Source organism: Streptomyces sp. NPDC041124, assembly GCF_055592385.1.
The window spans coordinates 340236-367225 of record NZ_JBVIYR010000007.1 but is presented as its reverse complement, the minus strand read 5'-3'; the positions used below and the strand labels follow the sequence as shown (position 1 = coordinate 367225).

The following is a 26990-nucleotide window of genomic DNA, read 5'->3' as shown; positions in this document are numbered from 1 at the left end:
GGACGGACTCAGGGCCCACCGCCTCACTGATCGAATGTCAGCCAAGTTTGGGGAGCTGCTTCAACTGCTCTTCAAAACGGAGCGTGATCAGTTGTTCGTTCAGTCCCGCGGCCGGTTGGAACAGGTCTCCCAGCTAAGAGATGTGGGCTCCTCTGCAACACCCCGGAAAACTTGGCTTATGTGTAACAGCAAGCTCTGGCAGTGCGGGGCGACCTTGGCCGGAATGGTTCGCTGTCTGGTCTCAACTTGGCGGCAGTGAGCAGAAGGTACAAGAAGACGATCAACGTCGTCCGAACATAGAGAGATGGGACTCGAACGTACCATCGGACATATAGAGGGCGTGCCTGTTGGCGCAGTCTTCCATCGGCGCTTGGACGTCCAGCGCGCGCTGCTGCACCAGACGAACCAGCGGGGCATCTCCTGGCTGGTGGACGAAGACGGCAGCAGGGTCGGTGACGCCATCGTCCTGCACGGTGGCTACGTGGACGATGAGGACGACTGGGAGCTGATCAAGTACACGGGGGCGTCGGAGGGGAGGGATAAGGACCCCTCCACCGGGAGACTCCTTCGCAGCCAGTCCTGGAGCTACCGTGATAACGCCGCACTCCTCCTGAGCTACGAGCGCAAGCACCCCATCCGCGTAATCCGTGGGTATGAGGGAGACCCTCGGTACTCGCCCTCCAACTCCTACAGGTACGACGGCCTGTACGAGATCACGGACGTGCGCACGACGCCTTCTAAGCAGCCCGCTCCCGATGGGACCCGCATCGATATCTGTCAGTTTGATCTGCGAAGGCTGCCTGATCGGGAACAGGTGCAGACCTCAGTCGAGCGACACGTCATGGGAGTACTCGAAGAACTCAACGACGAGCCCCAGAACGAAGAGAGGTTCCCGCGTTCGCGCAGCATGCGGGTGCGCCGCCTGATCCGGGACACCGCTGCGGTGCAGCGGATCAAGCAGCTCTATGGCGGGCGGTGTCAACTGTGTGGCCTTCGGCTCCTGGGGCCGGAAGGCATCCCCTACTGCGAGGGCGCGCACATACGGCCCTTGGGGAGGCCGCACCACGGGCCCGACGTCGAACCCAACATCTTGTGCCTGTGTCCCAACTGCCATGTGCGGGTCGACATCGGTGCGGTGGTGATGGATGAAGACGGGTCGGTCATCGTGCGGGCTGATGTGTCAGGGGTGAGACTTCTTCCCAGGCTCTCGGTCGAGGATGGTCACCGTATTCATCCGGATTACCTCGAGTACCACCGGAGGTACTGGGAGGGCAAGGGCGCTGGTCGGGCACAGTAAGTCATGCTTTAGGCGAGCGACGCTACCCGCTCGGCATGTACTCCTCATATGCCTCACAGCGCAACTCACGACGTGGACTCCTACATTGCCGAGGTCCCCGACGAGTCTCTGGTGCGCGGGCGCTGACGGCAGTCGGGGGGTGGTGGAGATTGCCTGGTCCTGCCCTGGTCGGGCGGTGTCCGGTGCGGCGAGCATGGGGGATCTTCGAGCCGGGCGTCGCTCTCGTTCCGGGTCTCGTCTGCGGGAGGGAGTGGCCCCATGGTGTGGGTGGTGGGCGTCGGCGTGCTCGTGGGGTTGCTGATGATCGCGTCGGGGGTCGGCACGCTGCGGACGGGGTGGGTTCTGCCCTCGGCGCGCCGTCATGTCGTCAGGCCGAAGCTCTACGGCATCGGGGCGCTGTTCGTCGGCGGGTCCGTTCTTCTCCAGAGCCTCTTCCTCTCCCGCGTTCTGCCGAGCGTCATGTGGGAGGCCCGCCATGTCGGTGGCACCGCGCTCCTGCTGGCAGGGCTGTTCTGCATCGCGCGGAGTCAGCGGCTGTCGCGGCGTCGGGATTCTGCCTGAGGGGGGCGGGGTGAGGGCAGGGCTGCAGGTAATTGGTGCAGGTGATGGCGGTGTCGAGAGGGTGTAGGCCCTCTTGGAGGGGGATGCCGGGGGGTTCCTCCAACCACCGATAGAGAGGTGATCTCGGCCCGTTGGCGGAGGTGGGGGCCGGTCGCGGCGGGTGGGATGGGGGGTGCGGCAGGGGTGATCCGGCTGCGCTCCCTGGGACGGGGAGGTGCCGGCTCCCGATTTCTGTTGTGGACAATCTAGTTGTGCGCAACTTGATTGCGCGTTAGGTTCTATCCAGTGCTCGACACCGACCCCTTGCGGAAGGCAGCAACCACCATGCCGTTCATCACCGTCGGCCAGGAGAACTCGGCCCCCATCGACCTCTACTACGAGGACCACGGCAGTGGGCAGCCGGTCGTGCTGATCCACGGGTACCCGCTCGACGGGCACTCCTGGGAGAAGCAGGCCGCGGCCCTGCTGGAGTCCGGGTACCGGGTCATCACCTACGACCGGCGCGGGTTCGGCCGGTCCGGTCAGCCGACCACCGGCTACGACTACGACACCTTCGCCGCCGACCTGAACACGGTCCTGGAGACGCTCGACCTGCGGGACGCCGTCCTCGTCGGGTTCTCCATGGGGACCGGTGAAGTCGGCCGGTACCTGGGCACGTACGGGTCCGGGCGGGTCGCGAAGGCCGCGTTCCTCGCCTCCCTGGAACCCTTCCTGCTCAAGACCGACGACAACCCCACCGGTGTCGACGGGAGCGTCTTCGAGGGCATCGAGCAGGCCGTCACCGAGGACCGCTACGCCTACTTCAGCGCCTTCTTCCAGGACTTCTACAACCTGGACGAGAACCTCGGCACCCGCATCAGCGAGGACGCCCTGCGCAACAGCTGGAACGTCGCCGCCGGATCCTCCTGGTACGCCTCGCGGGCCTGCGTGGCGACCTGGACCACCGACTTCCGCGGCGACCTCGGCAAGATCGACGTGCCGGCGCTGATCCTGCACGGCACCGCCGACCGGATCCTGCCGATCGAGGCCACCGGTGAGCCGTTCCACCAGGCGCTGCCGGGGGCCGAGTACGTCGTCGTCGACGGTGCGCCGCACGGCCTGCTGTGGACCCACGCCCAGGAGGTCACCGACGCCCTGCTCGCCTTCCTGGCCAAGCAGCCGTAGCCGACCGGGTCAGGGGCAGGGGGTGCGCCCGTTCGCCGGTGCCGGCGGGCGGGCGCACCGTCCGCCGGGTGCTCAGGCGGCGCCGTGGCAGTCGCCGTAGGTCCGGCCCGAGCCGCACCAGCACGCCGCCGCCCGCTCCGGCGGCCAGGCCGTCGCCCGGCCCCGGGCCGCCAGCGTGGTCGCGTACTGGGGGAGGAGGGCCGGGTCGTCGGGGGAGGTGAGCTCGGAGGCCGCGAAGGCCTCGTACGACGGGACGGTGCCCGTCACGATGCCGAGGTTGCCGGTGCCGGAGGCGGCGAGTTCGCGCAGGTCCGCCTCTATCGACGCCAGGTGGGCCTCGTAGGAGGGGTACTCCTCGGTCAGGGCCGGGTACGCCTCCGTCAGCTCCGTCAGTTCCGCCGCCGGCCAGTGCAGGACCGCGACCGGGAACGGGCGGGACATCGCCTCGCGGAACGCGCCCACCTCCGCGCGCAGGCGCAGGATCTCCGCCTCCAGCTCCGCCGGGTTCTCCGACCCCAGGGACCACACGCGCTTGGGGTCGTGGAGCTCGTCCAGGGTGACCGGGAGGGTGTGGACGGTGTCCGCCAGGGCGTCCCAGTCGTCGTGCGCCGCGCCGAGCATCCTGCGCACCCGGTGGCGGCCGAAGAGGAGGGGATGGGCGGCCCGCGGGGGCTGTGACACTCCGGTCAGCAGGAGGAGTACCGCCTGCGTGTACGTCTCGTGAGCCTGCTCCAGCTCGTCGTGCGCCTCCAGGGACTCCGCGACGATCACCCAGGGGGCGGGGTCGCGCGGGGCGGCCGCACGGATGCCGGTGATGATCGCGCGGGCCTCGGCCTCGTGGCCGTACTCCCAGAGGTTCGAGGCCTTCAGGGCGCGGACCAGGAACGGCTGGTCCAGGGCCGCGTCCGACGCGAGGAGGCGGTCGTAGAGGGTGGTCGCGGCGGGGCGGTCGCCGGAGAGTTCACGGTGGGCGGCGGCCCGCAGCAGCAGGGCCTCGGCGTCCTCGGGGTAGAGGTCGGCGGTCCGCTCCAGGCGGGCGGCTTCAGCGGTGTGGTCGACGTTTTCGGCAGGCGTGTCGGGGCGCATGGGGGACACCGTACTGCCGACGGGTGACAGAAGGTGAGGGCGCAGGGGGTGGAGCGCCGTTCCGGGTGGCCGGGGCCGGTGGCCGGGGTGCCGGGGTGCCGGGGGCGTGAGGGCGATTTCCGGTGAGGTGGAACCGTGGAGGCCGTCCCGGGCGTTGTGGCAGGTGCGGGGACCGGGGCTCGACCCGGTGCGACCGGCGGGACGGTACGAGCCGGTGGACCGCTACGGCGCGGGACAGCCCGTTGTGACGGGACGAGGGAAGGAGGACGGCGCGTGAGACGGCATCGGGTGACCGTGCGTTCCGCCTTCACCGTGCTCCTTGCGCTGCTCCCGCTCTTCCTCGTCCTGCTGCCCGCCGCCGGTGGCCTCTCCGTCGTCGACGTCGCGTTCGCCGCGACCGCCGCGGCCGGCGCCGCCCTCACCGTCTGCTCCGTCATCGCCGCGCGCTGCGCGCCCGCCGTGCCGCCCACCCGGGTCCGTACGGCACTGCGCGACCGTGACCGGCGTACCGCCTTCCTGCCCCAGCGCGACCCCGACGCCCGGGGGCGCACCCGGCCCCGGGCGCCCGGAGGGGCCCTCCTGGCGACCGCCGCGTAGGGCACTTTCTCCCCGGTACTTCCTGCACCGCGCCCTGCCGCGGGTCGTCATGCCGCCGTTTCCCCGTTCCCGGCACGACGAGACCCCTCGGAGGGCTCACCCATGTCCGTCTTCGCCAGCCTGGTCGAGCACCTGGCCGACCTGCTCCAGCCGCTGTTCGGCGCCTTCGCCGCGGCCGCCGCGATCGTCCTGTTCACCGCGCTCGTACGCCTCCTCGTCCACCCCCTGTCCCGGGCCGCCGCACGCGGTCAGAAGGCCCGGGCCGCGCTCCAGCCGCGCATCGCCGAACTGCGCCGCAAGCACGCGCGCAACCCCGAGAAGCTCCAGCGGGCCGTGCTGGAGCTGCACAGCCAGGAGAAGGTGTCGCCGCTGTCCGGATGCCTGCCGAGCCTGTTCCAGCTGCCCGCGTTCTTCCTGCTGTACCACCTGTTCTCCAGCGAGACGATCGGCGGGCGGGCCAACGAACTCCTCGGCCACCGGCTGTTCGACGCGCCGCTCGGCGGACGGTGGGCGGACGCGCTCGGCGACGGCGGGATGTTCGGCGGGGCCGGGCTCGTGTACGTGGGGCTGTTCGCGGTCGTCACGGTGGTCGCCTGGTTCGGCTACCGGCTGTCCCGGCGGATGACGGAGGCGCAGACCGCCCTGGCCTCCGGTGCCGGTGACGCACAGCAGGTGCCGGGACTGGCCGCCGTCACCAAGGTCATGCCGTTCATGTCCTTCTTCACCCTCGTCACCGTCGCCGTCATGCCGCTGGCGGCCGCCCTGTACATGGTGACGAGCACGACGTGGAGCGTGGTGGAGCGGTCCGTGCTGTACCGGTGAGCGTGGGGGCGGCGGATGCGCGGCCGGCGGTCCGCCGCGGTCCAGTACGTGAACGGGGTCTTGCGGAGTGGAGCGCCGACTCGGAGGATCGACCAGTCCTCCGATGGCTGCGCTCCACCGCGTCCGGGCCGTGCCCATCGGCGGGCCCGCCATCGAGGGAGACATGATCATGAAGTTGCTGCGAGTCGGGCCGGCGGGAGACGAACGGCCCGCGCTGCTCGACGCCGAGGGCACCCTGCGCGACCTGTCGGGCCTCGTCGCCGACATCGACGGGGCGCTGCTCGCCGACGAGGCGGCGCTCGGCCGGATCAGGGCCGCCGCCGACAGCGGTGAACTGCCCGCACTGGACGGGGCGGGGCTGCGGACCGGGCCGCCGGTGGCACGGATCGGGAAGATCGTGTGCATCGGGCTGAACTACCACGACCACGCCCGCGAGACGGGCGCCGAGCCGCCCTCCGAGCCGGTGATCTTCTTCAAGGCGGCGGACACGGTCGTCGGGCCCGAGGACACGGTGCTGGTGCCGCGCGGGTCGGTCAAGACCGACTGGGAGGTCGAACTCGCCGTCGTCATCGGGCGTACGGCGCGGTACCTGGAGTCGGCGGAGGAAGGGCTCGCGCACGTCGCCGGGTACGCCGTCGCGCACGACGTGTCCGAGCGGGAGTTCCAGATCGAGCGGGGCGGGACCTGGGACAAGGGGAAGAACTGCGAGACGTTCAATCCGCTGGGGCCGTGGCTGGTGACGGCGGACGAGGTGGCCGACCCGCAGGACCTGCCGCTGCGGCTGTGGGTGAACGGGGAGTTGAAGCAGGACGGGACGACGGCCGAGCAGATCTTCCCGGTGGGGGAGGTCGTGCGGTACGTCAGCCGGTTCATGACGCTGTATCCCGGTGACGTCATCAACACCGGGACGCCGGCGGGGGTGGCGATGGGGCGGCCGGAGCCGAAGCCGTATCTGCGGGCGGGGGACGTGGTGGAGCTGGAGATCGGGGGGCTGGGGCGGCAGCGGCAGGTGCTCGCGGACGCGTAGGGGGTGGGCGGGGGTTTGGGTTTCGCCCCCGCCGCCCCTTCGCGCAGTTCCCCGCGCCCCTACGTGGCCTGAGCGTTGGTCAGGAAGTGGCCCAGGGCCTCCACCACCAGGTTGTGGTCCTCCAGTTGGGGGAGGCCGGAGACCGTCACCGCGCCGATGACGCCTGCGCCCTGGACGGTGATGGGGAAGGAACCCCCGTGGGCCGCGTACGTGTCGGGGTCGAGGCGGGAGGAGGCCTCGAAGGTCGTGCCCTTGGCGCGGTGGCGGGCGCCGACCAGGTAGGAGGCGGAGCCGTAGCGCTCGACGACCCGGCGCTTGCGGGCGATCCAGGCGTCGTTGTCGGGGGCGGAACCCGGCAGAGCGGCGTGGAAGAGCTGCTGGCCGGCGCGGTGGATGTCGATGGCGACGGGGGCCCGGCGCCCGCGTGCCATCTCCACCAGCAGGGAACCGAGGGCCCAGGCGTCGTCGTGGGTGAAGTGCGCGAAGACCAGGCGGCGTTCCTGCGCCTCCAGCTCCTCCACGGTCGGGGTCGCGTCCGGGGTCGTCACAGGGTCACCGTCACCTTCTCGTTCGCGGAGCGGCGGGCCGCTTCCAGTACGTCCAGGGCGGCCGCCGCCTCCAGCGCGGTCACCGGGTTGGGGCCGCCGGACCGCAGGGCCCCCGCCACGGCCGCGTAGTAGGCGGGGTAGTCGCCCGGGAGGGTCGGCACGGGGTGCCCGCCGCCGGTCACCGGGGACTCGCCGGCGCCGATGCGGCCCCACAGCTCCTCCGGCTCCAGGCCCCAGCCGGTGCCGGGGCGCAGGCCGTCGCGCAAGGCTGCCTCCTGCGGGTCGAGACCGTGCTTGACGTAGCCGGACTTCGAGCCGAGGACGCGGAAGCGCGGGCCGAGCTGCGCCGTCGTCGCGGAGACGTACAGGTGGGAGCGGACGCCGCTCGCGTGCGTGAGCGCGATGAAGGTGTCGTCGTCGGTGAGCGCCCCGTCGCGGCGGATGTCCGTCTCGGCGTACACGGAGGTCACCGGGCCGAAGAGGACCAGCGCCTGGTCGACGACGTGACTGCCGAGGTCGTAGAGCAGACCTCCGATCTCTGCGGGGTCGCCGGACTCCCGCCAGCCGCCCTTGAGCTGCGGGCGCCAGCGCTCGAAGCGGGACTCGAAGCGGTACACGTCGCCGAGTTCGCCCTCGTCGATCAGCCGGCGCAGAGTGAGGAAGTCGTTGTCCCAGCGGCGGTTCTGGAAGACGGAGAGGAGCAGGCCGCGCTCCTCGGCGAGCGCCGCCAGCTCGCGCGCCTCGGCCGCCGTGCCGGCGATCGGCTTGTCGACGACGACCGGCAGGCCCGCCTCCAGAGCGGTCCGGGCGAGCGGGACGTGCGTCCTGTTCGGGGACGCGACGACGATCAGGTCCAGTTCGGCGGCGCGGGCGAACAGCTCGTCCGGGGTCGCGGCGACGCGTGCGTCAGGGAAGGCGGCGCGTGCCTGCTGCTGCCGCCCGGGGTTCGAGGTGACGACCGTGTCGAGCGCGAGGCCCTCGGTCGCGGCGATCAGCGGGGCGTGGAACACGGAGCCCGCGAGGCCGTAGCCGACGAGGCCGACGCGGAGGGGAGTGCCAGTCATGGACGCTACTTTCGCAACGCTGTTGCCAAAGTGCAAGCGGTGGGGAGAATGGGGCGGTGAAGAGGACGAACGAGGACAGCGGCGGGGGGCAGCTGGGGGCGAACCTGCTCGCCCTGCGCAGCCACAACACCGCACTCGTGCTGGACCTGCTGCGGACCGCCGGAGCGGCCGGCATCAGCCGGCTGGAGCTCGCCGAGCGGACGGGGCTCACCCCGCAGGCCGTCAGCAAGATCACGGCCCGGCTGCGGGAGGAGGGCCTCGTGGCGGACGCGGGGCGCCGGGCGTCCACGGGCGGCAAGCCGCGCACCGTGCTGCGCCTGGTGCCGGAGGCGGGACACGCGGTGGGCGTACACCTGGACCGGGACGAGACGCGGGCGGTGCTGGTCGACCTCGACGGGGCGGTGGTGGCCCGGCGGAGGGCGCCGCTGGATCTGGGCGCGGGGGCGGAGGCCGTCCTGGCCGGAGTGGCCGGCGTGGTGGAGGCGCTGAGCGCGGAGGGAGCCGGGGGACGGTCGCTGCTGGGGGCCGGGGTCGCGCTGCCCGGGCCGCTGGACCACCGGCGGGGTGTGCTGCACCGGGTGACGGGCTTCCCCGAGTGGGACGGCTTCCCGCTGCGGGACGCGCTGGCGGAACGGCTGGGGGTGCCGGTGGTCGTCGACAAGGACACCAACGCGGCGGCGCTGGGCCTGGCGGTGGCCGGCGAGGGCGGCTCCTTCGCCTACCTGCACCTCGGGACGGGGCTGGGGGCGGGCCTCGTCATCGGGGGGAGCGTGCACCGGGGGCCGCGCACGGCGGCGGGGGAGTTCGGGCACCAGGTGGTGCAGCTCGACGGGCCGCCGTGCGGCTGCGGCGACCGGGGGTGCGTGGAGGCGCTCTGCCTGGGCGCGGTGGCGCGCGGTGAGGTGGGGGAGGCGGCGCGCGTGCTGGGCGCCGGGGCGGCGAACCTCGTGGGGCTGCTGGACATCGACCGGGTCCTGCTGGGCGGGCGCACCCTGGAGGCGGACGGGGAGGCGTTCGTGCGGGGCGTGCGGGCCGTGCTGGACGCTCGCGCGCAGCGGACGGGCGACACGGCGGTGCCGGTGCGGCTCGCGGGCGGGGGCACGTTCGGGGTGGCGGAGGGGGCGGCGCAGCTGGTGCTGGCGCCGGTGTTCGGGCGGGGGGACGCGTGAGGAACCCCGCGGGCGGGGGCGCGCAGCGGCTCCGCCACGCACCGCGCACGGACGCTGCCGCGGCAGGCCGCCGAACGGACACGGACCCGCGAGCCGACGGTGACCTCCTGTCATCCTCCTTGCCATGTCCGCACGAAGACGAAGACTGCCCCGGCACCGTGCATGGCCCCTGACCACCACCGACATCACCGAGTGTCTCGGCCCGCACATGAGCCGCGTCACGGACCTGCGGTTCCTCACGGGGCACGACAGCGGGACCCTCGTCCTGGGAGCGGCATGGGTCGCCCCGAACCCCCGCAACTACGGCCGTGGCGTCCACCCCGACATGGTCGGCTTCCGCATCGACGTCCACCCGGTCGACGCCACCGGCCGTGCCCCACCCGCGCCGTGCTCCGGGACCGGGCCCTCCCGCAACTCCACGCTTGGTTCACGCGGGCGATCGCCGCCGACGAGACCTGGCGGTTGACCGACCACCAGCACTACTGGCGGCTCACCGACGGCCGCCTCACCCACCGCGACGAGGAGTGAGGAACGGACCGCACCGGGCTACTTCGCGGTCAGCGCGGTGACCAGTGCGTCCAGTCCGCCGAACCGCCCGTCGAAGTCGTCGGAGACGAGCGGCGGATCCCCGACCGGCCGCCGGACGTGGGCGGCCCGCATGCCCGTCGCCCGCGCTCCGCGCAGGTCCCAGGCGTGGGCGGCCACCATGAGCACGCGTTCCGGCGGGCACCCGGCGGTGTCGACGGCGAGCCGGTAGACCTCCGGTGCCGGTTTGTAGGCCCGGACCGTCTCGGCGGACAGGGCCTGGTGCCAGCGCAGCCCGGCATGTGCGTTGAGTCGCGGCAGAGCGGTACGGCCGGCGTTGGAGAGCCCGAACACGGGGAACCGCTCCGCGAGCCGCGCGAGACCGGCGACGGAGTCGTGCCAGGGAGGCAGCCGCTGACCCGCCGTGGCCAGCCGCGCGATGGCCGCCGGATCGGCGAGTCCGGCCCGGTCGGCCACCCGTCGGGCAGCCTCCGCGTCGATGACCTCGGTACTGGCGTACGCGCGCTGCCCCCGCCCGATGCGTTGCTGCTCGGTTTCGACGTGCCGCTGCCACACGTCGAGCAGGTCGTCGACGGACGCGTCGTCGGACGCGGACACCGCGTCGCGGATCGCCGCCCGTAAGCCGCCGGGTTCGTCGACCAGTGTGCCGAGGACGTCGAGGACGACCACTTCGATACCGGGGATCTCGGACATGTGTTCTCCTGTTCGCGTTCAGGCCGTCGGCTCAGCGGGTGGCGCTCCCGGCGTCGGCCTCGTTGCCGGTCACCACGGCGACGTTGTCACATGCGTCAGCCGCGGCCCAGCCCTGATCCGGTGGGTACCGCGGTCCCGTCCCGTCCCGTGCGGGCGGGTCAGGTCGGGGTGTGGTCGCCGACGCTGATCAGGCCCGTCTCGTAGGCGACGATGACGGCCTGGACGCGGTCGCGGAGGCCGAGCTTGGACAGGATGCGGGCGACGTGCGTCTTGACGGTCGTCTCGGCGAGGTGGAGGCGGGCGGCCAGTTCGGCGTTGCTCAGCCCCCGTGCCAGCAGGCCGAGGACCTCCGCCTCGCGCGGGGTCAGGGAGGCGAGGTCGCGGTGGAGGGAGCCGGTGTCGCTCCCGCGCCGGGTGAACCGCTGCACGAGGCGGCGGGTGATGGCGGGCGCGAGGAGGGCGTCGCCGGTGCGCACCGTGCGGACGGCCGCGGTCAGGTGCTCGGGGGTGACGTCCTTCAGGAGGAAGCCGCTGGCACCGGCGGACAGCGCCGCGTAGACGTACTGATCGAGGTCGAAGGTGGTCAGGATGACGACGCGGGGCGGGTCGGTGGCGTCGGTGAGGATGCGGCGGGTGGCCTCCAGGCCGTCCATCTCGGGCATCCGCACGTCCATCAGGACCACGTCGGGACGCGTGCGGCGGACCGCGTCGACCGCCTCGGCCCCGTTGGTCGCCTCCGCGACGACCTCGATGCCGTCGGCGCCGAGGATCAGCCGGAATCCGGTACGGACCAGGGTCTGGTCGTCGGCGAGGAGCACCCGCAGCGGCTCGGTCACGGTGTCTCTAAGGGGATCAGGGCCTCCACACGGTAGCCGCCGGTCAGGCGCGGGCAGGCGGTCAGGGTTCCGTCGTAGACGGCGAGGCGTTCGCGCAGGCCGATCAGCCCCCTGCCGCTTCCCGGGCCGGCGCCCGGCCGCCCGCCGGTGTCGGTGACCTCCACGCGCAGCTGCTCAGGGCCGTACTCGACGGTCACGGCGGCGGTGGCGCCGGACGCGTGCTTCACCGTGTTGGTCAGCGCCTCCTGCACCACGCGGTAGGCGGCGAGTTCGAGGCCCGGCGGGAGCGGGCGGGGCGGTCCGGCCACCGTCAGGCCGACGGGCAGCCCGGCGGCCCGGACCCGTCCCACCAGCGTTTCCAACTGGTCCAGGCCGGGCTGCGGGGCGAGGTCCGCCGCCGCGGGGGACAGACCGTCCGCGCCCCGGCCCGACTCCTCCCCCTCGTCGGCCATGGTGAGCAGGCCCATGACGTGGCGCAGCTCGGTCATGGCGGCCCGTCCGCCCGCCTCGACCGCGAGCAGCGCCTCACCGGCCAGCGCGGGGGAGGTCTCCATGATCTTGCGGGCCGCACCCGCCTGGATGATCATCACGCTGACGTTGTGCGTGACCACGTCGTGCAGTTCGCGGGCGATCCTGGCCCGCTCGTGCTCGACGGCCCGGCGCAGCGCCTCGGCCTGTTCGCGTTCCAGCGCCGAGAGCCGGGCGCGGCCCTCGTCGCTGCGGAGCTTCCACGTCCGCAGGCCGACGGCGGCCACGGCCATCGGGGCCAGGATCAACAGGGCGATGTACTGGTTGGGGACGATCGGTGTCAACGAGTTCCCCGCGGTGCCGACCAGGAGGACCGACACCGGCAGCGCCGCCAGGGTCGCCACCCGGTACGGGCTGTACACGGCGGCGCTGTAGACGGCGATGACGAACGCGTAGAAGGTCAGCCGCAGCACACTCTGCGGGGTCGCCAGGGTCGCGGCCGTCACGACGCAGAGCACGGCGAGCGGGTAGCGCCTGCGCAGCACCAGGGCGGCCGAGGCGATCGACGCGAGCGTCACCATGAGCGCCAGGCCGGCCGGCCCGGACGGGCGCGGTACGAGGACCTCCACACCGGGGGCGACCACCCGCACCACCACGTTGTCGACGTTGTCGATGCCGTAGTAGACGGTGGCGGTGCCCAGGGCCAGCGCCACCGTCGCGTCGAACAGCCGCGCGCGCCGGCCGGGCCGCGGCGGGGGGCCACTCGGCCGCCCGAAGTCGCGGACCGCCCGGCGGGCGGCTTCCCCCAACCGCTCCGGCGTCGTACGTCCGTCCGTCACCCGTTCATTGTCGACGCCGCGCGGCGCCGCCGGATCCGTCCCGGCGGTCGTTCCCGCCGTCCCGCCTACACCATCCGCCTACATCGCAGGGATGACGATTCCGGTGCTCCTCCCGGCGCGGTAGCGCGAAGCGTCCGGGCGGCCGACGCGCGCGGCCGGGCCCCGTCCCTAGCGTTCCCGGGGTCGACCGCCCCCGGCCCGAGGAGCCCGTGATGCCCACGCCCGTGATCGAACTGAGCGGGGTGAGCCGCCGCTACGACGACGGCCCGCCCGCCCTGCACGAGGTGTCGCTGACCGTGCGGCCCGGTGAGGCCGTCGCGATCGTGGGCCCCTCGGGCAGCGGCAAGTCCACCCTGCTCAACCTGATCGCCGGCCTGGACCGGCCCGACGCGGGGACCGTCACCGTGGACGGGGTGCGGGTGGACCGGCTGGGCGAAGCGCGCTCCGCGCTCTACCGGCGGTCGAGGATCGGCATGGTCTTCCAGTTCTTCAACCTGCTCGACGACCTCACCGTCGGCGACAACGTCGCCCTGCCCGCACGCCTAGCGGGAGTGTCCCGCCGCGAGGCGGACCGCCGTGCGGCGCACCTGCTGGAACTGCTGGGCATCGCCCGTCACGTCCGAGCCCATCCGGCACGGCTCTCCGGCGGCGAACGGCAACGCGTCGCGGTGGCCCGGGCGTTGATGAACCGGCCCGCGCTGCTCCTGGCCGACGAGCCGACCGGGGCCCTGGACACGGCCGCCGGAGGGGACGTCGGCAGACTGCTCGCCGACCTCAACGCCGAGGGCCAGACCGTCGTCGTGGTCACCCACGACATGGCTCTGGCCCGGTCCTGCACCCACCGCACGGTCCGCATCGCCGACGGCCGGATCACCGAGGACGCGCCCTCGGACGCCGCTGCCCCGGACGCCGCCGCCCCGGAGGCCGTCCGATGAGCACGCTCGGCACGGTGGTGCGCTCGGGAGTGGGGCGACGCCGGGTGCAGACGCTGGTGATCGGGCTCGCCACGATGATGGCGGTGGCCGCCTCCGTCCTCGGCGCCTCCCTGCTCGCCGTGTCCGGCGCCCCCTTCGACGACGCCTTCACCCGGCAGCACGGCGCGCACCTGTCCGTGCGGTTCGACGCGGACGCCGTCGACGCCGGTCACCTGTCGAGGTCCAGGGAGACCGCGGGGGTGAGCGGTGCGGCCGGGTCCTTCCGCACGGCGACCGTCACCCCGCGCCCGGACGGGCCCAACCCCGGCTGGCCGGTGACCGTGGCCGGCCGGGGCGACGCCGGCCGGGACGTCGACGAGGTGGCCGTGCTGGACGGGCGGTGGGCCGCGCGCCCGGGCGAGATCGTGCTGTCCGCCGACTCCTCACTCGTCCCGGTGATCGGTACGACGATCACCTTCGACGGCCTGCCCGGCGGTCCGGCACTGACGGTGGTCGGCGTGGCCCGCTCGGTCACGCGGACCGCCGACGCCTGGGTGGTGCCGGCCCAGATGCCCGCCCTCACCGCGCCCGGTGGCGGCGGGTACCAGATGCTCTACCGCTTCACCGAGGCGCGCACCCCGGCGCAGATCACCGCGGGCAGCGAGGCCGTGACGGCGTCCCTGCCGCCGGGAGCGGCCGCCGGCGAACAGTCGTGGCTCACCGTCCGGGAGGGCGCCGAGCGCGACACCGCCCTCTACGTGCCGTTCCTCGCCGCCTTCGGCACGCTCGGACTGGTGATGTCGGTGATCGTCGTCAGCAGCGTCGTCGCCTCCGCCGTGGGTGCCGGGACGCGCAGGATCGGCATCCTGAAAGCCGTCGGTTTCACTCCCGCGCAGGTCGTGCGGGCCTACGTGGTGCAGGCGCTCGTCCCGGCCTGCGCCGGCACCGCCCTCGGTGTCCTCGCCGGCCACCTGCTCGCCCTTCCCGTACTGGCCGAGGCCGCGGAGGTGTACGGCACCTCGTCCCTGGCCGTCGACCCGTGGGTCGACCTGACGGTCGTCACCGGGATGCTCGGCCTGGTGGCGGCGACCGCGTGGGCCGGTGCCCGGCGGGCCGGCCGGCTGCGTACGGTCGACGCGCTCGCCGTCGGGCGGACCGCCGCGGCGGGGCGCGGACGGCGGGCGGCCCGCCTGGCCGGACGGCTGCCGCTGCCCCGGGCGGTCGCCCTGGGGCTGGCCCGGCCCTTCGCGCGGCCCGCCCGCGCACTCGCCATGGGCGCGGCCGTCCTGTTCGGCGCCGCCGCCGTCACGTTCTCCGTGGGGATGGGCGCCTCGCTGGGCGAGGTCACCAAGGCCAGGGCCCACGACGTCGCCGATGTCGTGGTGCCCCCGCCGCCACCCGACTTCGCCCCTCACGCCCCTGCCTCCCCGCAGCGGGCCGAGAAGGCGCCTCGTGATCCTGCCTCCCCGCAGCGGTCCGAGAAGCCTCTTGGGGCCGACCCCGCCGCGGTCGCCGCCGCCATCGACGCCGCCGCCGGGACGGAGAAGCACTACAGCGCCACGAGGGTACGGGCGACCGTGTCCGGCTCGACCGGCTCCGTCGGCGTCGTCGCCTTCACCGGTGACGCCTCCTGGGGCGGCTACACCATGGTCTCCGGACGGTGGGTGCACGAGCCCGGCGAGGCCGTGGTCCCCACCCCCTTCCTGACGGCCACCGGCACCCGCGTCGGCGACACCGTCACCCTGGACGGACTGGCCGAACCGGTCGCGGTCCGGATCGTCGGCGAGGTCCTGGACCCCCGCGACGACGGCATGCAGGTCTTCACGGACGCCGCCACCCTCGGTGCCGCGCGGCCCGACCCCACCGAGACGAGCCACCACATCGCCGTCACGCCCGGAACCGACGTCTCCCGCTACGTCGACGCGCTGAACGAGGAACTGGCCCCGCTGGGAGCCACCGCACGGACCGGCGGGATCGGCAACGGCGGCGACATGGCCGTCACCCTCAACGCGCTGTCCGCGACCCTGACGCTGCTGCTCGTCGCCGTCGCCGCGCTCGGGGTGCTGGGCGGTGTGCTCCTCGACACCCGGGAGCGGGTGCGGGAGATGGGCGTCCACAAGGCGCTCGGCATGACGCCCCGGCAGACCGTCGCGATGGTCCTCACCCCGGTCGTCGTGACCGGGCTGGTCGCGGGTGCGCTGGGGGTGCCGCTCGGGGTGGCCCTGCACGGCGTCGTCGTCCCCGCGATGGGGGAGAGCGTGGGGCTGCGGCTGCCCGGGTCCGTCGTCGCCGTGTACGGCGGGCCGCTGGTGCTCGCGCTGGGACTGGGCGGTCCGGTCATCGCCGTGCTGGGGGCGTCGTCGCCCGCCGGCCGGGCCGCCGGAGGGCGGACGGTGGCGGCCCTGCGGGCCGAGTAGGGGCAGGCCCGGGTCCGTGGGGCGGCCGGCGCCGGCGGGGGACGGGGCAGGCGCGCGGCCCGGCGCCGGCGGGTGCGGCGGACGGGAGCGGGAGGGTGCTCGTGGTGTGCGCGTCGGGGCGGGGACGCACGGCGGCCATTCCCCCGTGATCTCGGTCTGTTTAGGCTGGGGCGCACGGCAGGACCGCGTACGTCAGGAGATCCCGCAGATGGCAGACCGCAAGCCGATCGAATCGTGGCTCACCGACATGGACGGGGTGCTGATCCACGAGGGTGTACCGATCCCGGGCGCCGACGCGTTCATCAAGAAGCTGCGCGAGTCCGGCCGGCCCTTCCTGGTCCTCACCAACAACTCGATCTACACCGGGCGTGACCTGCACGCCCGGCTGCGCCGCATGGGTCTTGACGTCCCGATCGAGAACATCTGGACGTCCGCGCTGGCCACCGCCCAGTTCCTGGACGACCAGCGTCCGGGCGGGTCGGCGTACGTCATCGGCGAGGCCGGGCTCACCACCGCGCTGCACGACATCGGCTACGTCCTCACCGACCACGAGCCCGACTACGTGGTGCTGGGGGAGACGCGGACGTACTCGTTCGAGGCGATGACGAAGGCGGTCCGGCTCATCAACGACGGCGCCCGCTTCATCTGCACCAACCCCGACGAGACCGGCCCGTCCGCCGAGGGCCCCCTCCCGGCGACCGGCGCGGTGGCCGCGCTCATCACCAAGGCCACCGGCAAGCAGCCGTACTTCGCGGGCAAGCCGAACCCGCTGATGATGCGCACCGGGCTGAACACCATAGGGGCCCACTCCGAGAGCAGCGCGATGATCGGCGACCGCATGGACACCGACGTCCTGGCCGGCATGGAGGCCGGGATGCAGACGTTCCTGGTGCTCACCGGCCTGACCCGGCCGGAGCACGTGGAGAACTTCCCGTACCGGCCGTCGAAGGTCGTCGACTCCATCGCGGACCTCGTCGACCTGATCTGACGGCGTTCACCCGTTCGGAGCAGGCGGTGCGCACCCGGGAATGCGGGGCCGGGCCCGCCGGGGGAACCTCCAGGTGTCTGGAGGTTCACGATGGGTTCGGTGCGTGACACGCTCCGTGCGGACGAGGAGTGCCGGGACCGGCTCCCCTCCGGTACGGGGCGGCTGTTCGCCGGAGCGGCCTGGCTGGCGCTGCTGCTCGGGATGTGGCTGTGGGGCGGCGGGGGAGCGGACGGCGTGCCCGCCGGGAGCACGGCGGGGCCCGCCACCGGAGACATGGCGGCGGCGGGGCGGCCGGACACCGGGGTGCCGCGACGGCTGGACCTCCCCGGCCTCGGCCTCCGGGCGCCCGTGGTCGCCGGAGAGCCGGACCCACGGGGCGTCCCGGAGCCGGCCGGCCGGGCGGGCGCGGTCACCTGGTACGCGGCCGATGCGACCCCGGGGGCGGTGGCCCCGGGGACGGACGGCCTCGCCCTCCTGGCGGGCGCGGCCGGTGTCGGGGACCGGATCACCGTCGGGCAGGACGTACGGGTGGTCCGCGCGGACGGCGGCGTCGACGCGTTCACCGTCCGGGAAGTGCGGAGCGGGACCGACGCCCGGCAGCCGTCCGGAGCGCGACGCGACGGGCTGCGGCTGATCGTCTGCGAGGGGAACGCCGGCGGCCCGACGTCCGGCGGCTGCGCGAGCCCCGTCGTCGTCCTCGCCTCCGCGGCCGGCCCGTGAGCACCACGGCCGGTCGACGCCGGGTTCCCGGTCGCGTTGCGTGATCGTCGCAGGTGCGGGCCGGTCGTCGGGGCGGGGGGCTGCCTGCCTGGACGCCCGGTTGTCACAGCTCACGGACATGGCGAGCGCGGCCTCGTGGGCGCTGCGGGGCGTATGTCAGGATTGGGGCTCGCAATCCGTGGAACAAGTGCAGCCAAAGGGGGTTGGATGTACGGCAGCAGGGGGGTCGGGGCGTTCGCCGGGAGGCGGGCGCCGGCAGCGGTGCTGGGGGCGGCGCTGCTGGTCACAGGGTGTTCCTCCGGCGACGGGGACGACCGAGGCGGGGCGGCCGGCGCGGTCGTCACGCAGCAGCCGAAGGAGACCGACCCCTACTGGGTCAATCCTGACGGCCTGTCGGTCCGCAAGGTCGCCGAACTCCAGGGCGACGGCAAGAAGTCGGAGGCCGAGCAGATCCGAAAGATCGCCGAGCAGCCCGTCGGCGAGTGGATCAGCCCGGAGAACCCCGAGGAGCAGGCCCGCGGTTACACCGAGGGCGCCGAGAAGGCCGACCGCACCGCGCTGCTGGTCCTCTACAACATCCCGCACCGCGACTGCGACCAGTACTCACGGGGCGGAGCCGCCGACGGCAACGCCTACCGGGACTTCGTCGACGCCGTGGCCCGCGGCATCGGGGACCGTCCGGCGACGGTGATACTCGAGCCCGACGCGGTGCTGCACCTGGTGGACGGCTGCACCCCGCAGCAGTACCACGAGGAGCGCTACGACCTGCTCGGCGGCGCCGTCGACAAGCTCAAGGACCTGAAGAACACCAAGGTGTACCTCGACGCGGGCAACGCCGGCTGGGGCAACCCGGACCAGATCTTCGACCCGCTCAAGCGGGCCGGCATCGACCGGGCCGACGGCTTCTCGGTGAACGTGTCGAACTTCTACACCACCGAGGACTCCATCGCCTACGGCAAGCGGCTCTCCGCCAAGGTGGGCGGCAAGCCGTTCGTCATCGACACCAGCCGCAACGGCAACGGCCCCTACACCGAGGGCGACCCGAAGGAACGCTGGTGCAACCCGCCCGGCCGCGCCCTGGGCGAGACCCCGACGGTCGACACGGCGGACCCGCTGGTCGACGCCTACCTGTGGGTCAAGCGGCCCGGCGAGTCGGACGGCGAGTGCAAGGGCGGTCCGAAGGCCGGCCAGTGGTGGGCGGACTACGCCCTGGAACTGGCCAAGGGCTCCTGAACGACGAGAAGGGCCCCGCACCCCCTCGGGGGTGCGGGGCGGCTCTCGGACCCTAGGGGACCCGCACCCACTGGGCCTTGCTGGGTGTGCCGTCGCCGGTGTTGACGAAGAGCATGTACCAGCCCGCGTGGACCAGGTTCCGGTTCTTCGGGACCGTCACGGTGATCTTGTCGCCGTCGGTGGTGAAGTCCAGCTCGATGGACCGCTGGTCCACGTCGGTCACGTGGGTCGAGGCGCTCGGCCGGATCAGCCGGACGCTCTTGACCGACGCGGCGTCCTTCGAGGTGAACGTCCCGGACCCGCCCCGCTTGATGGTCTCTGGACCGTCCTTCAGCTCGGGCTGGGCCTCCTCGCCGTACAGGTACGGCGGGGTGTAGATCTCGACGCGCTGCTCGAACTCGCCCGGTTTGGTGTTGGCCTTGTCGGCGTAGAGCGAGTCGGAGCCGAAGAACATCAGGCGGCCGTCGGGCAGCAGGATGGACCCCGAGTGGTAGTTGCGGCCCACCAGCGGGTCGGCGACCCGCTTCATCTCGTTCTTCTCCGTGTCGTAGATCCGCGCCTCGAGGATGTTCGAGTCGCTGCGGCCGCGGTAGTCCTCCGAGCCGCCGGAGATCAGCACGTCGTCGTTGGGCAGGATCGAGGCCTGCGGGTAACGGGTGCCCTTGTCCAGGGAGGGACCGTCGACGAACTTCGGCTCGTCGGCCAACAGGTCGACGATCCTCGTCTTCTCACTGGCCAGCCGGGACTCGCCGACCCCGCCGCCGCCGATCACCATGTACTTCTCGTCCTGCGCGGGCGGCAGCAGCACGGTGCCGGAGGTCTCCAGCATGTTCGGGTCGCTCAGCCCGGGGACCTTCTCGAACTTGTTGGTCTCCACGTCCCAGACGCCCGGGTCGCGGCCCACGTCGTCCGGCCCGTAGCCCGCGTTCGAACCCGAGTAGAAGACCTTGCCGTTCTGCATCAGGAACAGCGCCGGGTACGTCGGGAACTGGCGCACCTCGTCGGTGTAGGTCCACTTCCTGGTCTCGGGGTCGTAGACCTCGTTCTTGCCCGGGACCAGCTGGCCGATGTCGTCGAGGCCGGAGACGCTGAGGATCCTGCCGTCGCTCAGGGTGGTGAGCGTCGGGTACCAGCGCGACTCCTTCATCGGGTCGACCTTGATGTACTTCTCGGCGATCGGGTCGAACTCGAAGGCGTCGTCGATGCCCTGGAAGTCCTTCTTGTCCAGGGCGAGCTTCTCGGCGATGCCGTACGTGTTCTGCGCGTCCTCGCCGGAGAGCCCCTTCACGGTGTAGTTGTCCTGCGTGCCGGTGGCGTACTTGTTGCCGTTCTTCTCCGCCTCGACGTAGGTACGGCCGTAGCCCGGGGTGGTGCCCAGGAACGCGCCGGTCTCCTCGTCGAAGTTCTTCGTCGCGCGCGGGACGAGGACGGGGTCCTTCGAGACGAAGGTCTTGCCGTTCTCCTTGCCGGTGAACCTGGTGCCCGCGGGCAGGGTGATCGGCTTGTCCGGGTTCTCGTTGTGGACGACCATCAGGCCGCCCGCCTTCTTCACGTCACCCTTGAGCTTCTCGTACCGCTTCGTGCCGCCCGCGATGAGCAGGTTGCCGTTGGCCAGCTGGGTGTGGCCGGTGCAGAACAGGTCGGCGGGCGTCGGCACCTTCTTGATGGTCCCCTTGACCGGGTCCCAGATCCGGGTGTCGTACCGCTTCGCGTCGAAGTTGTCCTGGTTGTTGCCCGAGCCCGCGACGAGCAGCACCTTGCCGGTGCGCAGCAGCGCCGCGTGGATCGTGTTCTGCCGGTACTCCTCGGGAAACTCGACGATCTCCCACTTGCCGTTCGCGGCCTTGTACTCGGGCTGGTTGATCTTGTACTGGTGGTATTTCTCGGTGCCGACGCGGTACAGCCACGGCCCGTTCATCCCGGCCAGCGCCAGTACCACCGCCGTGCCTATCGCGAGACGACGGGCGCGACGGCGGCCTGCACGGTCAGTCATTCCTTACGTCCCCCAAGTCCACCCAGGGCGATTTGCATGGTCTGGTCGTCTCCGGGGGCGGCGCCCCCGGGTCCTTGCGGCCCTTCGGGGCCGCCTGATCCGCCCGGTGCGCCGTGGGAGCCGGCCCAGCTGGGCCGGGCGTGCGGCTGGTGCGGGGCGTACGGCTGCTGCGCCTGCGGCAGCTCCTGCGTCCGGGGCGCCTCGGCGGCGTCCGGCTGCCGTCCGCCCGCGTGGGCACCGGGCTTCTTCCGGTCCTGCCGCATGCCGTGGCGCCAGGCGAACATCGGCGCGGCGGTGATGAGCAGGGCGAAGGTCGCCCAGATGACCATCGCCGGGTGCGAGTGTCCGTAGACGAAGCCCGCGGCGATGGAGCCGGCGAAGATCAAAATGAAGTACCAGTGGTACCGGAAGGTTCCGAACCAGGTGTCCGGGCTGGCCGAGTCGCCCTTGGGGGTGACCACGAACTTGCTCTTCTTGCGCAGGACGGAGTCGATCAGCGCCTTCGCGTAGAGCGGTGCCGACAGCGCGGACATCACCATGCCGGCCACACCGCCGGAGCCCTCCGGCTCGTGCGGCGAGACGTTGTGGCGGCGGTTCCAGATGTAGAGGCCGATCTGCAGCGCCGAGGCGTTGCCGTAGAGCATCAGCCAGATGGTGGGGTCGATGTTCACACCCGAGGCGCCCAGGCCCAGGAACAGCGCGCAGCTGATCGCGGCGAGGATCCAGTTGAGGGCCGACATCGGGTAGAAGATGATCATCATCGTGTAGTTGAAGAGCTTGCTCGGCGGGAGCGAGTAGAAGCCCTTCCAGTACTGCCCGATGATCGTCTCGTACGTACCGCGCGACCAGCGCATCTGCTGGGTGAAGAAGTCGGTCCAGGCGTTGGGGCCCTCACCGACGGCGAGCACGTCCGGGGTGTAGACCGAGCGCCACTTCCTCCCCGTCGCCGGGTTCTTGTGGCGGTGCATCTCGAAGCCGGTCGCCATGTCCTCGGTGATCGAGTCGTACAGACCGCCGATCTGCTTCAGCGCTTTGATGCGCACCGCGTTGGAGGTGCCCACGAACATCGGCGAGCCGTAGCGGTTGCCCGCCCGCTGGATCAGCGCGTGGAAGAGGAACTGCTGGGACTCGGCGGCCTTGGTGACGAAGTTGTCGTAGTTGCCGTAGACCTGCGGGCCGATGACGAAGCCGACGTCCGGGTCGCGGAAGAAGCCGAGCATCCGCTCCAGGTAGTTCGGCAGCGGGACGTGGTCGGTGTCGACCGAGGCGAAGTACTCGTAGTCGTCGCCGTGCGCGTCCAGCCAGGCGTTGTAGTTGCCGTGCTTGGTCTTGGCGCGGTGGGCGCCCTTCTTCTGGTTCCACTTCGCGACGCCCTTGCGGGAGAAGTGGCGCACGCCGAGCCGGGCGCAGACCTCCTTCACCTCGGGGTCGTCGCCCTCGTCGAGCAGCCAGACGTGCATGGTGCCCCGGTGGCGGATCCTGACGGCCGCCTCCAGGGTCTTCGTCACCATCTCGATCGGTTCCTTGCCGGGCACGAACGAGGTGAGGAAGGCCACGCGGGTGCCGGTCTCGGGCACCACCGGGACCGGGTCGCGGGCGACCAGGGTGGCGTGCGCGTTCGACAGCACGTTCATGCAGCGGAAGAACTCGATCAGGCCGATCGAGACGAGCATGACGATGTCGAGGGCCGGCAGCCACGCGAACTCCACGTAGTCCCGCTCGGTCCAGTGCGCGGGCTGGAGCAGCCACACCAGCAGCACCAGCGACAGCACCGGGGCCGCGATGAGCATCAGCGCGATGCGGATGCGGTGCGGCTCCTGGCCGATCAGCGAGCGGTACTGGACCTTGTAGGGCTTGTTCGGATCGGGCTGGGTGAGGGGACCCGCGAGCCGGCTGTAGTGCTCGTAGTCGTATCTCGGCAGCGTCTTCTTGATCCGGCGGAACGCGCCCGTGTTTCCTGTCCTGTGCGCAGGCACCCTGAGCTGGGTGGTCTCGGACGGGTCGTCGTCCTTCCGGGCGCCCGTCGGCGTCGACGTCATGAGTCATCCCCCCACACGCGCTCCGCGCGTGTTTCGTCGCTTTCTTACGTCCGTGCCGGTCCCCCTCGACCTTCACGTACGTGTCAGTGGTTGACCGCTGTCGCCACGTCATCCACACCTTATAGACACGGCACAGCGCTCTTCCGGTTGCACGATGCCCCCCTCGGCATCGCCCACCGAACGGGTCCCCTCGCCCCGCTCCGTCGGCAACCGGTTCCCTGCCCCCTCGACAGCCGCGGTTGCGCGGCTCGTCGAAGAGACCAGGGTCCCCGGTGTTCATCATGATCGCAAGGTGCGAAACACGGTGTTCACCGGGCATACGCGACCATTGTGACGCTCCTGGGCGAGCGGCGGGCCCACTGCTCCATACGTGGGGCGAGAGGGTTCCGCTCAACGGGCGCGAGGGGAGAACCGGCCAAAACCGACGGGCCCCCCGTGTGTACGAGGAGCCCGTCATGTCGGTGCGCCGCCAGGGACTCGAACCCCGGACCCGCTGATTAAGAGTCAGCTGCTCTAACCAACTGAGCTAGCGGCGCGCGCTGACGGCGTAACTCTACAGGACCCCGGGGGCTGCCCCGGACCGTCCGGTCCGCGGGGTGCCCGCGGCCCGCCGGGTCACCCGGGCCCGTACATCGTTCGGACCGTCAACATGCGCGTGCGGTGGCCGGTTGCGAGACTGGCCGTCGTACACAGGCGTGGAGGAACCGGCCGGGAGTGTGAGGGGAATCGCATGGAGTCTCCGGTGTCCGCGGGATTCGATCCGGCCGGTGACCGTGGCCGTGGCCGTGACCGTCCCGGCCGCGCGCACCGGCGGCGCCTGCCGCCGCATTCCCGGTCCGGCCGTTCCCCGGGCCGTCCGGCGGCGCGGCGGACCGCCCGGCCGGACGTCGCCGCAGGTGAGCGGGGCGGACAGGGCGGGCGGGCGCCCGCGGCCACCCGCGTGGTCCTCCTCGGGCGGGCCCGCGAGCCGGCCGCACGGAAGGTCCCCCACGGCGTGTCCCCCAACGGGCCCGGCGGATGCGGGCGGGACCGTCCGGGTGAGGTACCCACGAGGGCGGAGCCGCCCCGGACCGCGGCGGCCGGGCTTCCGGGAACACGCCCGCGGGAGACCGGAGGGAGCGAACTCCGGCCGCTCGGCCCGCTGTCCGGGCGGCCGGCGTTCCCCGCAGTGGCCGGTTTCAGCCCCCGGGCCGATGCCGCTCACCGCACGGAACTCGGCCGCATGCGCGTCCGCCGTGGTGCCGGGCCGTTCCGCGCCGCGCCGCCGGGGCCCGGCCGGACGGCGCGGGAGCGCGCGGCGACCGGGGTGTTCCGGGAGGCGGGGGATCGCGGGGAGACCCGGGCGTTCCGCGCGGTGCGGGGTGGCCGGGGTGCTTCCACGGACGGGCTGCCGGGGCCGTCGGTCCGCGGGTCGCGGATGTCCGGCGAGGGCGGTGACGTCCGGACCGGAGGTTCCGCTTCCGCCGAGGGCGGGGCGCGGTCGCCCGTCGTGCCGGGCCGTCCGGACCGTGCGGCGTTCCGTCCCGGCGCGGAGAACGTCCGTGTCACCCGGCGGGGCGGGCGGCGGGCGGCGAAGGGCTTCGGCCGGTACGGCACCGGCTGGCCCGGGGCGCGCCGGGGCGAGGTGGGCCGCGGCGGTGAGGAGGCGGCCCTGCGGGCGCAGGGCCGGCGCGGCGGCGCGGCGGGCGGCTTCCCGGGCCCGGAGACCCGGCGCCGGTTCCTCTCCTGACGGCGTGTCCGGCGGTACGCGGTTCCTCCGGAGGCCGGGCACTGCCCGGCCTCCGGTCCACGAAGGTGACGCATCTGGCGCGGAGGCTGGAGGCAGGCACGCATGACCACCACGACGTCCCACATCCCCGACGTTCCCGAACCCGGGCAGCCGCCGGACGGTACGCCGGCCGCCCGACCGGTCCGGCTCACCGAACCCGGGCAGCCGCCGGACGGTACGCCCGCCGCCCGGCCGGTCCGGCTCATCCACACCGAGTCCACCACCGAGATCCCCCTCCACCTGCTGTTCCGTGACGACCGGGGCGGTCACGACGACTCCGGGCCGGGCCCGGTGCGGGTGCGGCCCGCGGTCGTCGCGCACCGGCCGGGCGCGGGGCGGGACAAGGGGGAGCGGCCCCGCCCGGTCGTCGCCCAGGTCGATCCCGGGCTGGCGGAGCGGCCGGCCCGGGTGCTGCCCGGTGCCGTGGGGGTGGTCGCCGGGCTGGTCGGGACGGCCGGGTGCGCGGCCGCCGCCTGGTGGGCGGGCGTGACGCCGCCGTTCGCCGCGGAGGCGCTGGGGGGCACGGCGCGGACCGGTGCGGCGGGACCCGGGCCCGCGGAGTGGGCGGCGTTCGCGGGCGCCGGGACGCTCGGGCTGTTCGGGTTCGGCGGGCTGGCCCGCGGGAACACCGGGCGGGCGTGGGTGCTCGGTCTGTTCGGCCGCTACCGGGGGACGGTGCGGCGGACCGGCCTGATGTGGGTCAACCCGCTGCTGCTGCGGCGCCGGGTCGACGTACGGCTGCGGCACTGGCGGGGCGAGGAGATGCCGGCGGCCGACCGGGGCGGGGTCGCGCTGCGGGTGGCCGTGCAGGTGGTGTGGCGGGTGCGGGACACCGCGCGGGCCACGCTGGGCGTCGAGGACCACGAGCGCTACCTCCGTGAGTGCGTGGAGTCGGCGCTGCTGCGCGTCCCGGTGGCGCCGCCGGGGGCGGGGCGGGCCGAGGTGGAGGCGACGCGGGCCGCGTTGACCCGGCTGGTGGCGGCGGACGTCGGGCCGGTGGGGCTGGAGGTGCCGGCGGTGCGGCCGGTGCGGGTGGAGTACGTGCCGGAGGTGGCCGCCGCGATGCACCGGCGCCGGATCGCCGCGCTGGACGCCCAGCACAGGGCGAGCGTGCTCAGCTCGGTCGTGGATTCGGTGGAGGACACGGTGACCCGGCTGACGACGCGGGGGCTGGTGGAGCTCGACGACCACGAACGCAAGGTGCTGGTGAAGGACCTGACGGTGGCGTTCTGCGCGGGCCGGGGGGAGACGGGGGTGTGAACGGGCGGGGAACCGGCCCTGCGATTGGTCTGGACATGTTCAATGGGCGCCCATAATCTGAACTTGGTCTAGACCTACTCGCACGGCTCACCGAAACTCCCCCACGTTCTCCAGGAGCGGCAGCATGCGCACACGGACCAAGCTGTACGCAGCCGCGGTGGGACTGGCCACGACCGGAGCGCTCGTGTTCTCCTCCGGCGGTGCCAGCGGCCACGGCTACACCGACCTGCCGGTCAGCAGGCAGAAGCTCTGCCAGAACGGCACGGTCGCCAACTGCGGATCCATCCAGTGGGAACCGCAGAGCGTCGAGGGACCGAAGGGCTTCCCCGCCTCCGGTCCCGCCGACGGGCGGATCTGCTCGGCGGGCAACGCGCCGTTCGCCCAGCTCGACAGCCCGCGGACCCCGTCGGGCGGGGCCTGGCCCACCACCCGGGTGTCGGGCGGCCAGAGCTACACCTTCCGGTGGCAGTTCACGGCCAGGCACGCCACCACCGACTTCAGGTACTACGTCACCAAGCCGGGCTGGAACCAGAACCACAACCTGGCCCGGTCCGACCTCAACCTCACACCGTTCCTGACGGTGCCCTACAACGGTCAGCGTCCGCCGGAGACCCTGTCGCACAGCGGCCGGCTGCCGTCCGGGCTCAGCGGCCACCACGTGATCCTCGCGGTGTGGACGGTCCACGACACGGGCAACGCGTTCTACGCCTGCTCCGACGTCACGTTCTGACCCCGCCCGAGCACGTCAAAGGGCCTCTCGCTCCCACGAGAGGCCCTTCCAGGTGCGCCGCCAGGGACTCGAACCCCGGACCCGCTGATTAAGAGTCAGCTGCTCTAACCAACTGAGCTAGCGGCGCATGACTCCCGCCGTCCGCTTCCGCGTCCGGCGACAGAAAAATAATACCCGGTCCCGGGGGGTGGTCCCGACCACCCTCCCGGGC

The 26990-nt window shown here is 72.6% G+C and carries 24 protein-coding genes and 2 tRNA genes; 16 read left to right on the top strand and 10 right to left on the bottom strand.

What is annotated here, in order from left to right:
- Window positions 1-304: 304 nt before the first annotated feature.
- From ACZ6A9_RS21260 to ACZ6A9_RS21250, 3 genes are all read left to right on the top strand, one after another.
- On the top strand, window positions 305-1297 hold the full coding sequence (locus ACZ6A9_RS21260; RefSeq protein ID WP_468987632.1) for a YDG/SRA domain-containing protein: 993 nt from the start codon (window positions 305-307) through the stop codon (window positions 1295-1297).
- 258 nt (window positions 1298-1555) lie between these two features.
- Window positions 1556-1858, top strand: a complete 303-nt coding sequence (locus ACZ6A9_RS21255; protein ID WP_468987630.1) for a hypothetical protein — start codon at window positions 1556-1558, stop codon at window positions 1856-1858.
- A 324-nt stretch (window positions 1859-2182) separates the two neighbouring features.
- On the top strand, window positions 2183-3022 hold the full coding sequence (locus ACZ6A9_RS21250; protein ID WP_468987819.1) for an alpha/beta fold hydrolase: 840 nt from the start codon (window positions 2183-2185) through the stop codon (window positions 3020-3022).
- Window positions 3023-3094: 72 nt separating this feature from the next.
- Here the strand turns inward: ACZ6A9_RS21250 and ACZ6A9_RS21245 are convergent, their stop codons facing one another.
- On the bottom strand, window positions 3095-4108 hold the full coding sequence (locus ACZ6A9_RS21245; RefSeq protein WP_468987629.1) for an SEC-C metal-binding domain-containing protein: 1014 nt from the start codon (window positions 4106-4108) through the stop codon (window positions 3095-3097).
- Window positions 4109-4381: 273 nt separating this feature from the next.
- Between ACZ6A9_RS21245 and ACZ6A9_RS21240 the strand changes: the two genes are divergently transcribed.
- The 3 genes from ACZ6A9_RS21240 to ACZ6A9_RS21230 all read left to right on the top strand — a co-directional run bounded on the left by ACZ6A9_RS21240 (window position 4382) and on the right by ACZ6A9_RS21230 (window position 6554).
- Window positions 4382-4705 carry a DUF6412 domain-containing protein gene (locus tag ACZ6A9_RS21240; RefSeq protein ID WP_468987628.1) on the top strand — a complete coding sequence of 108 codons (324 nt, stop codon included), beginning with the start codon at window positions 4382-4384 and terminating at the stop codon, window positions 4703-4705.
- A 102-nt stretch (window positions 4706-4807) separates the two neighbouring features.
- Window positions 4808-5527: a YidC/Oxa1 family membrane protein insertase gene (locus ACZ6A9_RS21235; protein ID WP_468987626.1), complete on the top strand. Its 720-nt coding sequence runs from the start codon at window positions 4808-4810 to the stop codon at window positions 5525-5527.
- A gap of 169 nt (window positions 5528-5696) precedes the next feature.
- The gene (locus tag ACZ6A9_RS21230) at window positions 5697-6554 is read left to right on the top strand and encodes a fumarylacetoacetate hydrolase family protein (RefSeq protein WP_468987625.1); all 858 of its coding nucleotides are present in this window, start codon (window positions 5697-5699) and stop codon (window positions 6552-6554) included.
- 59 nt (window positions 6555-6613) lie between these two features.
- Here ACZ6A9_RS21230 and ACZ6A9_RS21225 read toward each other — a convergent pair whose 3' ends face one another.
- Together ACZ6A9_RS21225 and ACZ6A9_RS21220 are read right to left on the bottom strand one after the other, a co-directional pair.
- A complete protein-coding gene (locus tag ACZ6A9_RS21225; RefSeq protein WP_468987624.1) occupies window positions 6614-7102 on the bottom strand; it encodes a heme-degrading domain-containing protein in 489 nt (162 codons plus the stop codon).
- The gene (locus ACZ6A9_RS21220) at window positions 7099-8166 is read right to left on the bottom strand and encodes a Gfo/Idh/MocA family protein (RefSeq protein ID WP_468987623.1); all 1068 of its coding nucleotides are present in this window, start codon (window positions 8164-8166) and stop codon (window positions 7099-7101) included. Before ACZ6A9_RS21220 ends, ACZ6A9_RS21225 begins: the two co-directional genes overlap by 4 nt.
- 56 nt (window positions 8167-8222) lie before the next feature.
- On the opposite strand from ACZ6A9_RS21220, the gene ACZ6A9_RS21215 reads away from it, so the two are divergent.
- Entirely contained in the window at window positions 8223-9335 is a 1113-nt protein-coding gene (locus ACZ6A9_RS21215) for an ROK family transcriptional regulator (protein ID WP_468987620.1), read from the top strand.
- A gap of 387 nt (window positions 9336-9722) precedes the next feature.
- Window positions 9723-9863 (top strand): hypothetical protein, encoded by a 141-nt coding sequence (locus tag ACZ6A9_RS21210; protein ID WP_468987618.1) that lies wholly within the window; start codon window positions 9723-9725, stop codon window positions 9861-9863.
- Between the two features lie 18 nt (window positions 9864-9881).
- Here ACZ6A9_RS21210 and ACZ6A9_RS21205 read toward each other — a convergent pair whose 3' ends face one another.
- The 3 genes from ACZ6A9_RS21205 to ACZ6A9_RS21195 all read right to left on the bottom strand — a co-directional run bounded on the left by ACZ6A9_RS21205 (window position 9882) and on the right by ACZ6A9_RS21195 (window position 12717).
- Entirely contained in the window at window positions 9882-10574 is a 693-nt protein-coding gene (locus ACZ6A9_RS21205; protein WP_468987617.1) for a haloacid dehalogenase type II, read from the bottom strand.
- 158 nt (window positions 10575-10732) lie between these two features.
- Window positions 10733-11410 (bottom strand): response regulator, encoded by a 678-nt coding sequence (locus ACZ6A9_RS21200; RefSeq protein WP_468987616.1) that lies wholly within the window; start codon window positions 11408-11410, stop codon window positions 10733-10735.
- The gene (locus ACZ6A9_RS21195) at window positions 11407-12717 is read right to left on the bottom strand and encodes a sensor histidine kinase (protein ID WP_468987615.1); all 1311 of its coding nucleotides are present in this window, start codon (window positions 12715-12717) and stop codon (window positions 11407-11409) included. Before ACZ6A9_RS21195 ends, ACZ6A9_RS21200 begins: the two co-directional genes overlap by 4 nt.
- Before the next feature lie 212 nt (window positions 12718-12929).
- Here ACZ6A9_RS21195 and ACZ6A9_RS21190 point away from each other — a divergent pair, with 212 nt between their 5' ends.
- From ACZ6A9_RS21190 to ACZ6A9_RS21170, 5 genes are all read left to right on the top strand, one after another.
- Entirely contained in the window at window positions 12930-13652 is a 723-nt protein-coding gene (locus tag ACZ6A9_RS21190; RefSeq protein ID WP_468987613.1) for an ABC transporter ATP-binding protein, read from the top strand.
- Complete coding sequence (locus ACZ6A9_RS21185; RefSeq protein ID WP_468987611.1) at window positions 13649-16048, top strand: FtsX-like permease family protein; 2400 nt, start codon at window positions 13649-13651, stop codon at window positions 16046-16048. Before ACZ6A9_RS21190 ends, ACZ6A9_RS21185 begins: the two co-directional genes overlap by 4 nt.
- 208 nt (window positions 16049-16256) lie before the next feature.
- Window positions 16257-17036 carry an HAD-IIA family hydrolase gene (locus tag ACZ6A9_RS21180; RefSeq protein ID WP_468987610.1) on the top strand — a complete coding sequence of 260 codons (780 nt, stop codon included), beginning with the start codon at window positions 16257-16259 and terminating at the stop codon, window positions 17034-17036.
- 99 nt (window positions 17037-17135) lie between these two features.
- Window positions 17136-17756: a sortase family protein gene (locus ACZ6A9_RS21175; RefSeq protein ID WP_468987609.1), complete on the top strand. Its 621-nt coding sequence runs from the start codon at window positions 17136-17138 to the stop codon at window positions 17754-17756.
- Window positions 17757-17963: 207 nt separating this feature from the next.
- The gene (locus tag ACZ6A9_RS21170) at window positions 17964-18989 is read left to right on the top strand and encodes a glycoside hydrolase family 6 protein (protein WP_468987608.1); all 1026 of its coding nucleotides are present in this window, start codon (window positions 17964-17966) and stop codon (window positions 18987-18989) included.
- A gap of 52 nt (window positions 18990-19041) precedes the next feature.
- Here ACZ6A9_RS21170 and glxA read toward each other — a convergent pair whose 3' ends face one another.
- The 3 genes from glxA to ACZ6A9_RS21155 all read right to left on the bottom strand — a co-directional run bounded on the left by glxA (window position 19042) and on the right by ACZ6A9_RS21155 (window position 23557).
- Complete coding sequence (glxA, locus tag ACZ6A9_RS21165; RefSeq protein WP_468987607.1) at window positions 19042-20982, bottom strand: radical copper oxidase GlxA; 1941 nt, start codon at window positions 20980-20982, stop codon at window positions 19042-19044.
- Complete coding sequence (locus tag ACZ6A9_RS21160; RefSeq protein WP_468987605.1) at window positions 20979-23021, bottom strand: glycosyltransferase family 2 protein; 2043 nt, start codon at window positions 23019-23021, stop codon at window positions 20979-20981. The genes glxA and ACZ6A9_RS21160 overlap by 4 nt, the downstream gene beginning before the upstream one ends.
- A 462-nt stretch (window positions 23022-23483) precedes the next feature.
- Window positions 23484-23557 (bottom strand) — tRNA-Lys (locus tag ACZ6A9_RS21155).
- A 686-nt stretch (window positions 23558-24243) separates the two neighbouring features.
- On the opposite strand from ACZ6A9_RS21155, the gene ACZ6A9_RS21150 reads away from it, so the two are divergent.
- From ACZ6A9_RS21150 to ACZ6A9_RS21140, 3 genes are all read left to right on the top strand, one after another.
- The gene (locus ACZ6A9_RS21150; RefSeq protein WP_468987603.1) at window positions 24244-24750 is read left to right on the top strand and encodes a hypothetical protein; all 507 of its coding nucleotides are present in this window, start codon (window positions 24244-24246) and stop codon (window positions 24748-24750) included.
- 102 nt (window positions 24751-24852) lie between these two features.
- Window positions 24853-26049: an SPFH domain-containing protein gene (locus ACZ6A9_RS21145; RefSeq protein ID WP_468987601.1), complete on the top strand. Its 1197-nt coding sequence runs from the start codon at window positions 24853-24855 to the stop codon at window positions 26047-26049.
- Between the two features lie 124 nt (window positions 26050-26173).
- Window positions 26174-26779 (top strand): lytic polysaccharide monooxygenase auxiliary activity family 9 protein, encoded by a 606-nt coding sequence (locus tag ACZ6A9_RS21140; protein WP_468987600.1) that lies wholly within the window; start codon window positions 26174-26176, stop codon window positions 26777-26779.
- A 53-nt stretch (window positions 26780-26832) separates the two neighbouring features.
- Here ACZ6A9_RS21140 and ACZ6A9_RS21135 read toward each other — a convergent pair.
- Window positions 26833-26906, bottom strand: a tRNA-Lys gene (locus ACZ6A9_RS21135).
- Between the last annotated feature and the right edge of the window lie 84 nt (window positions 26907-26990).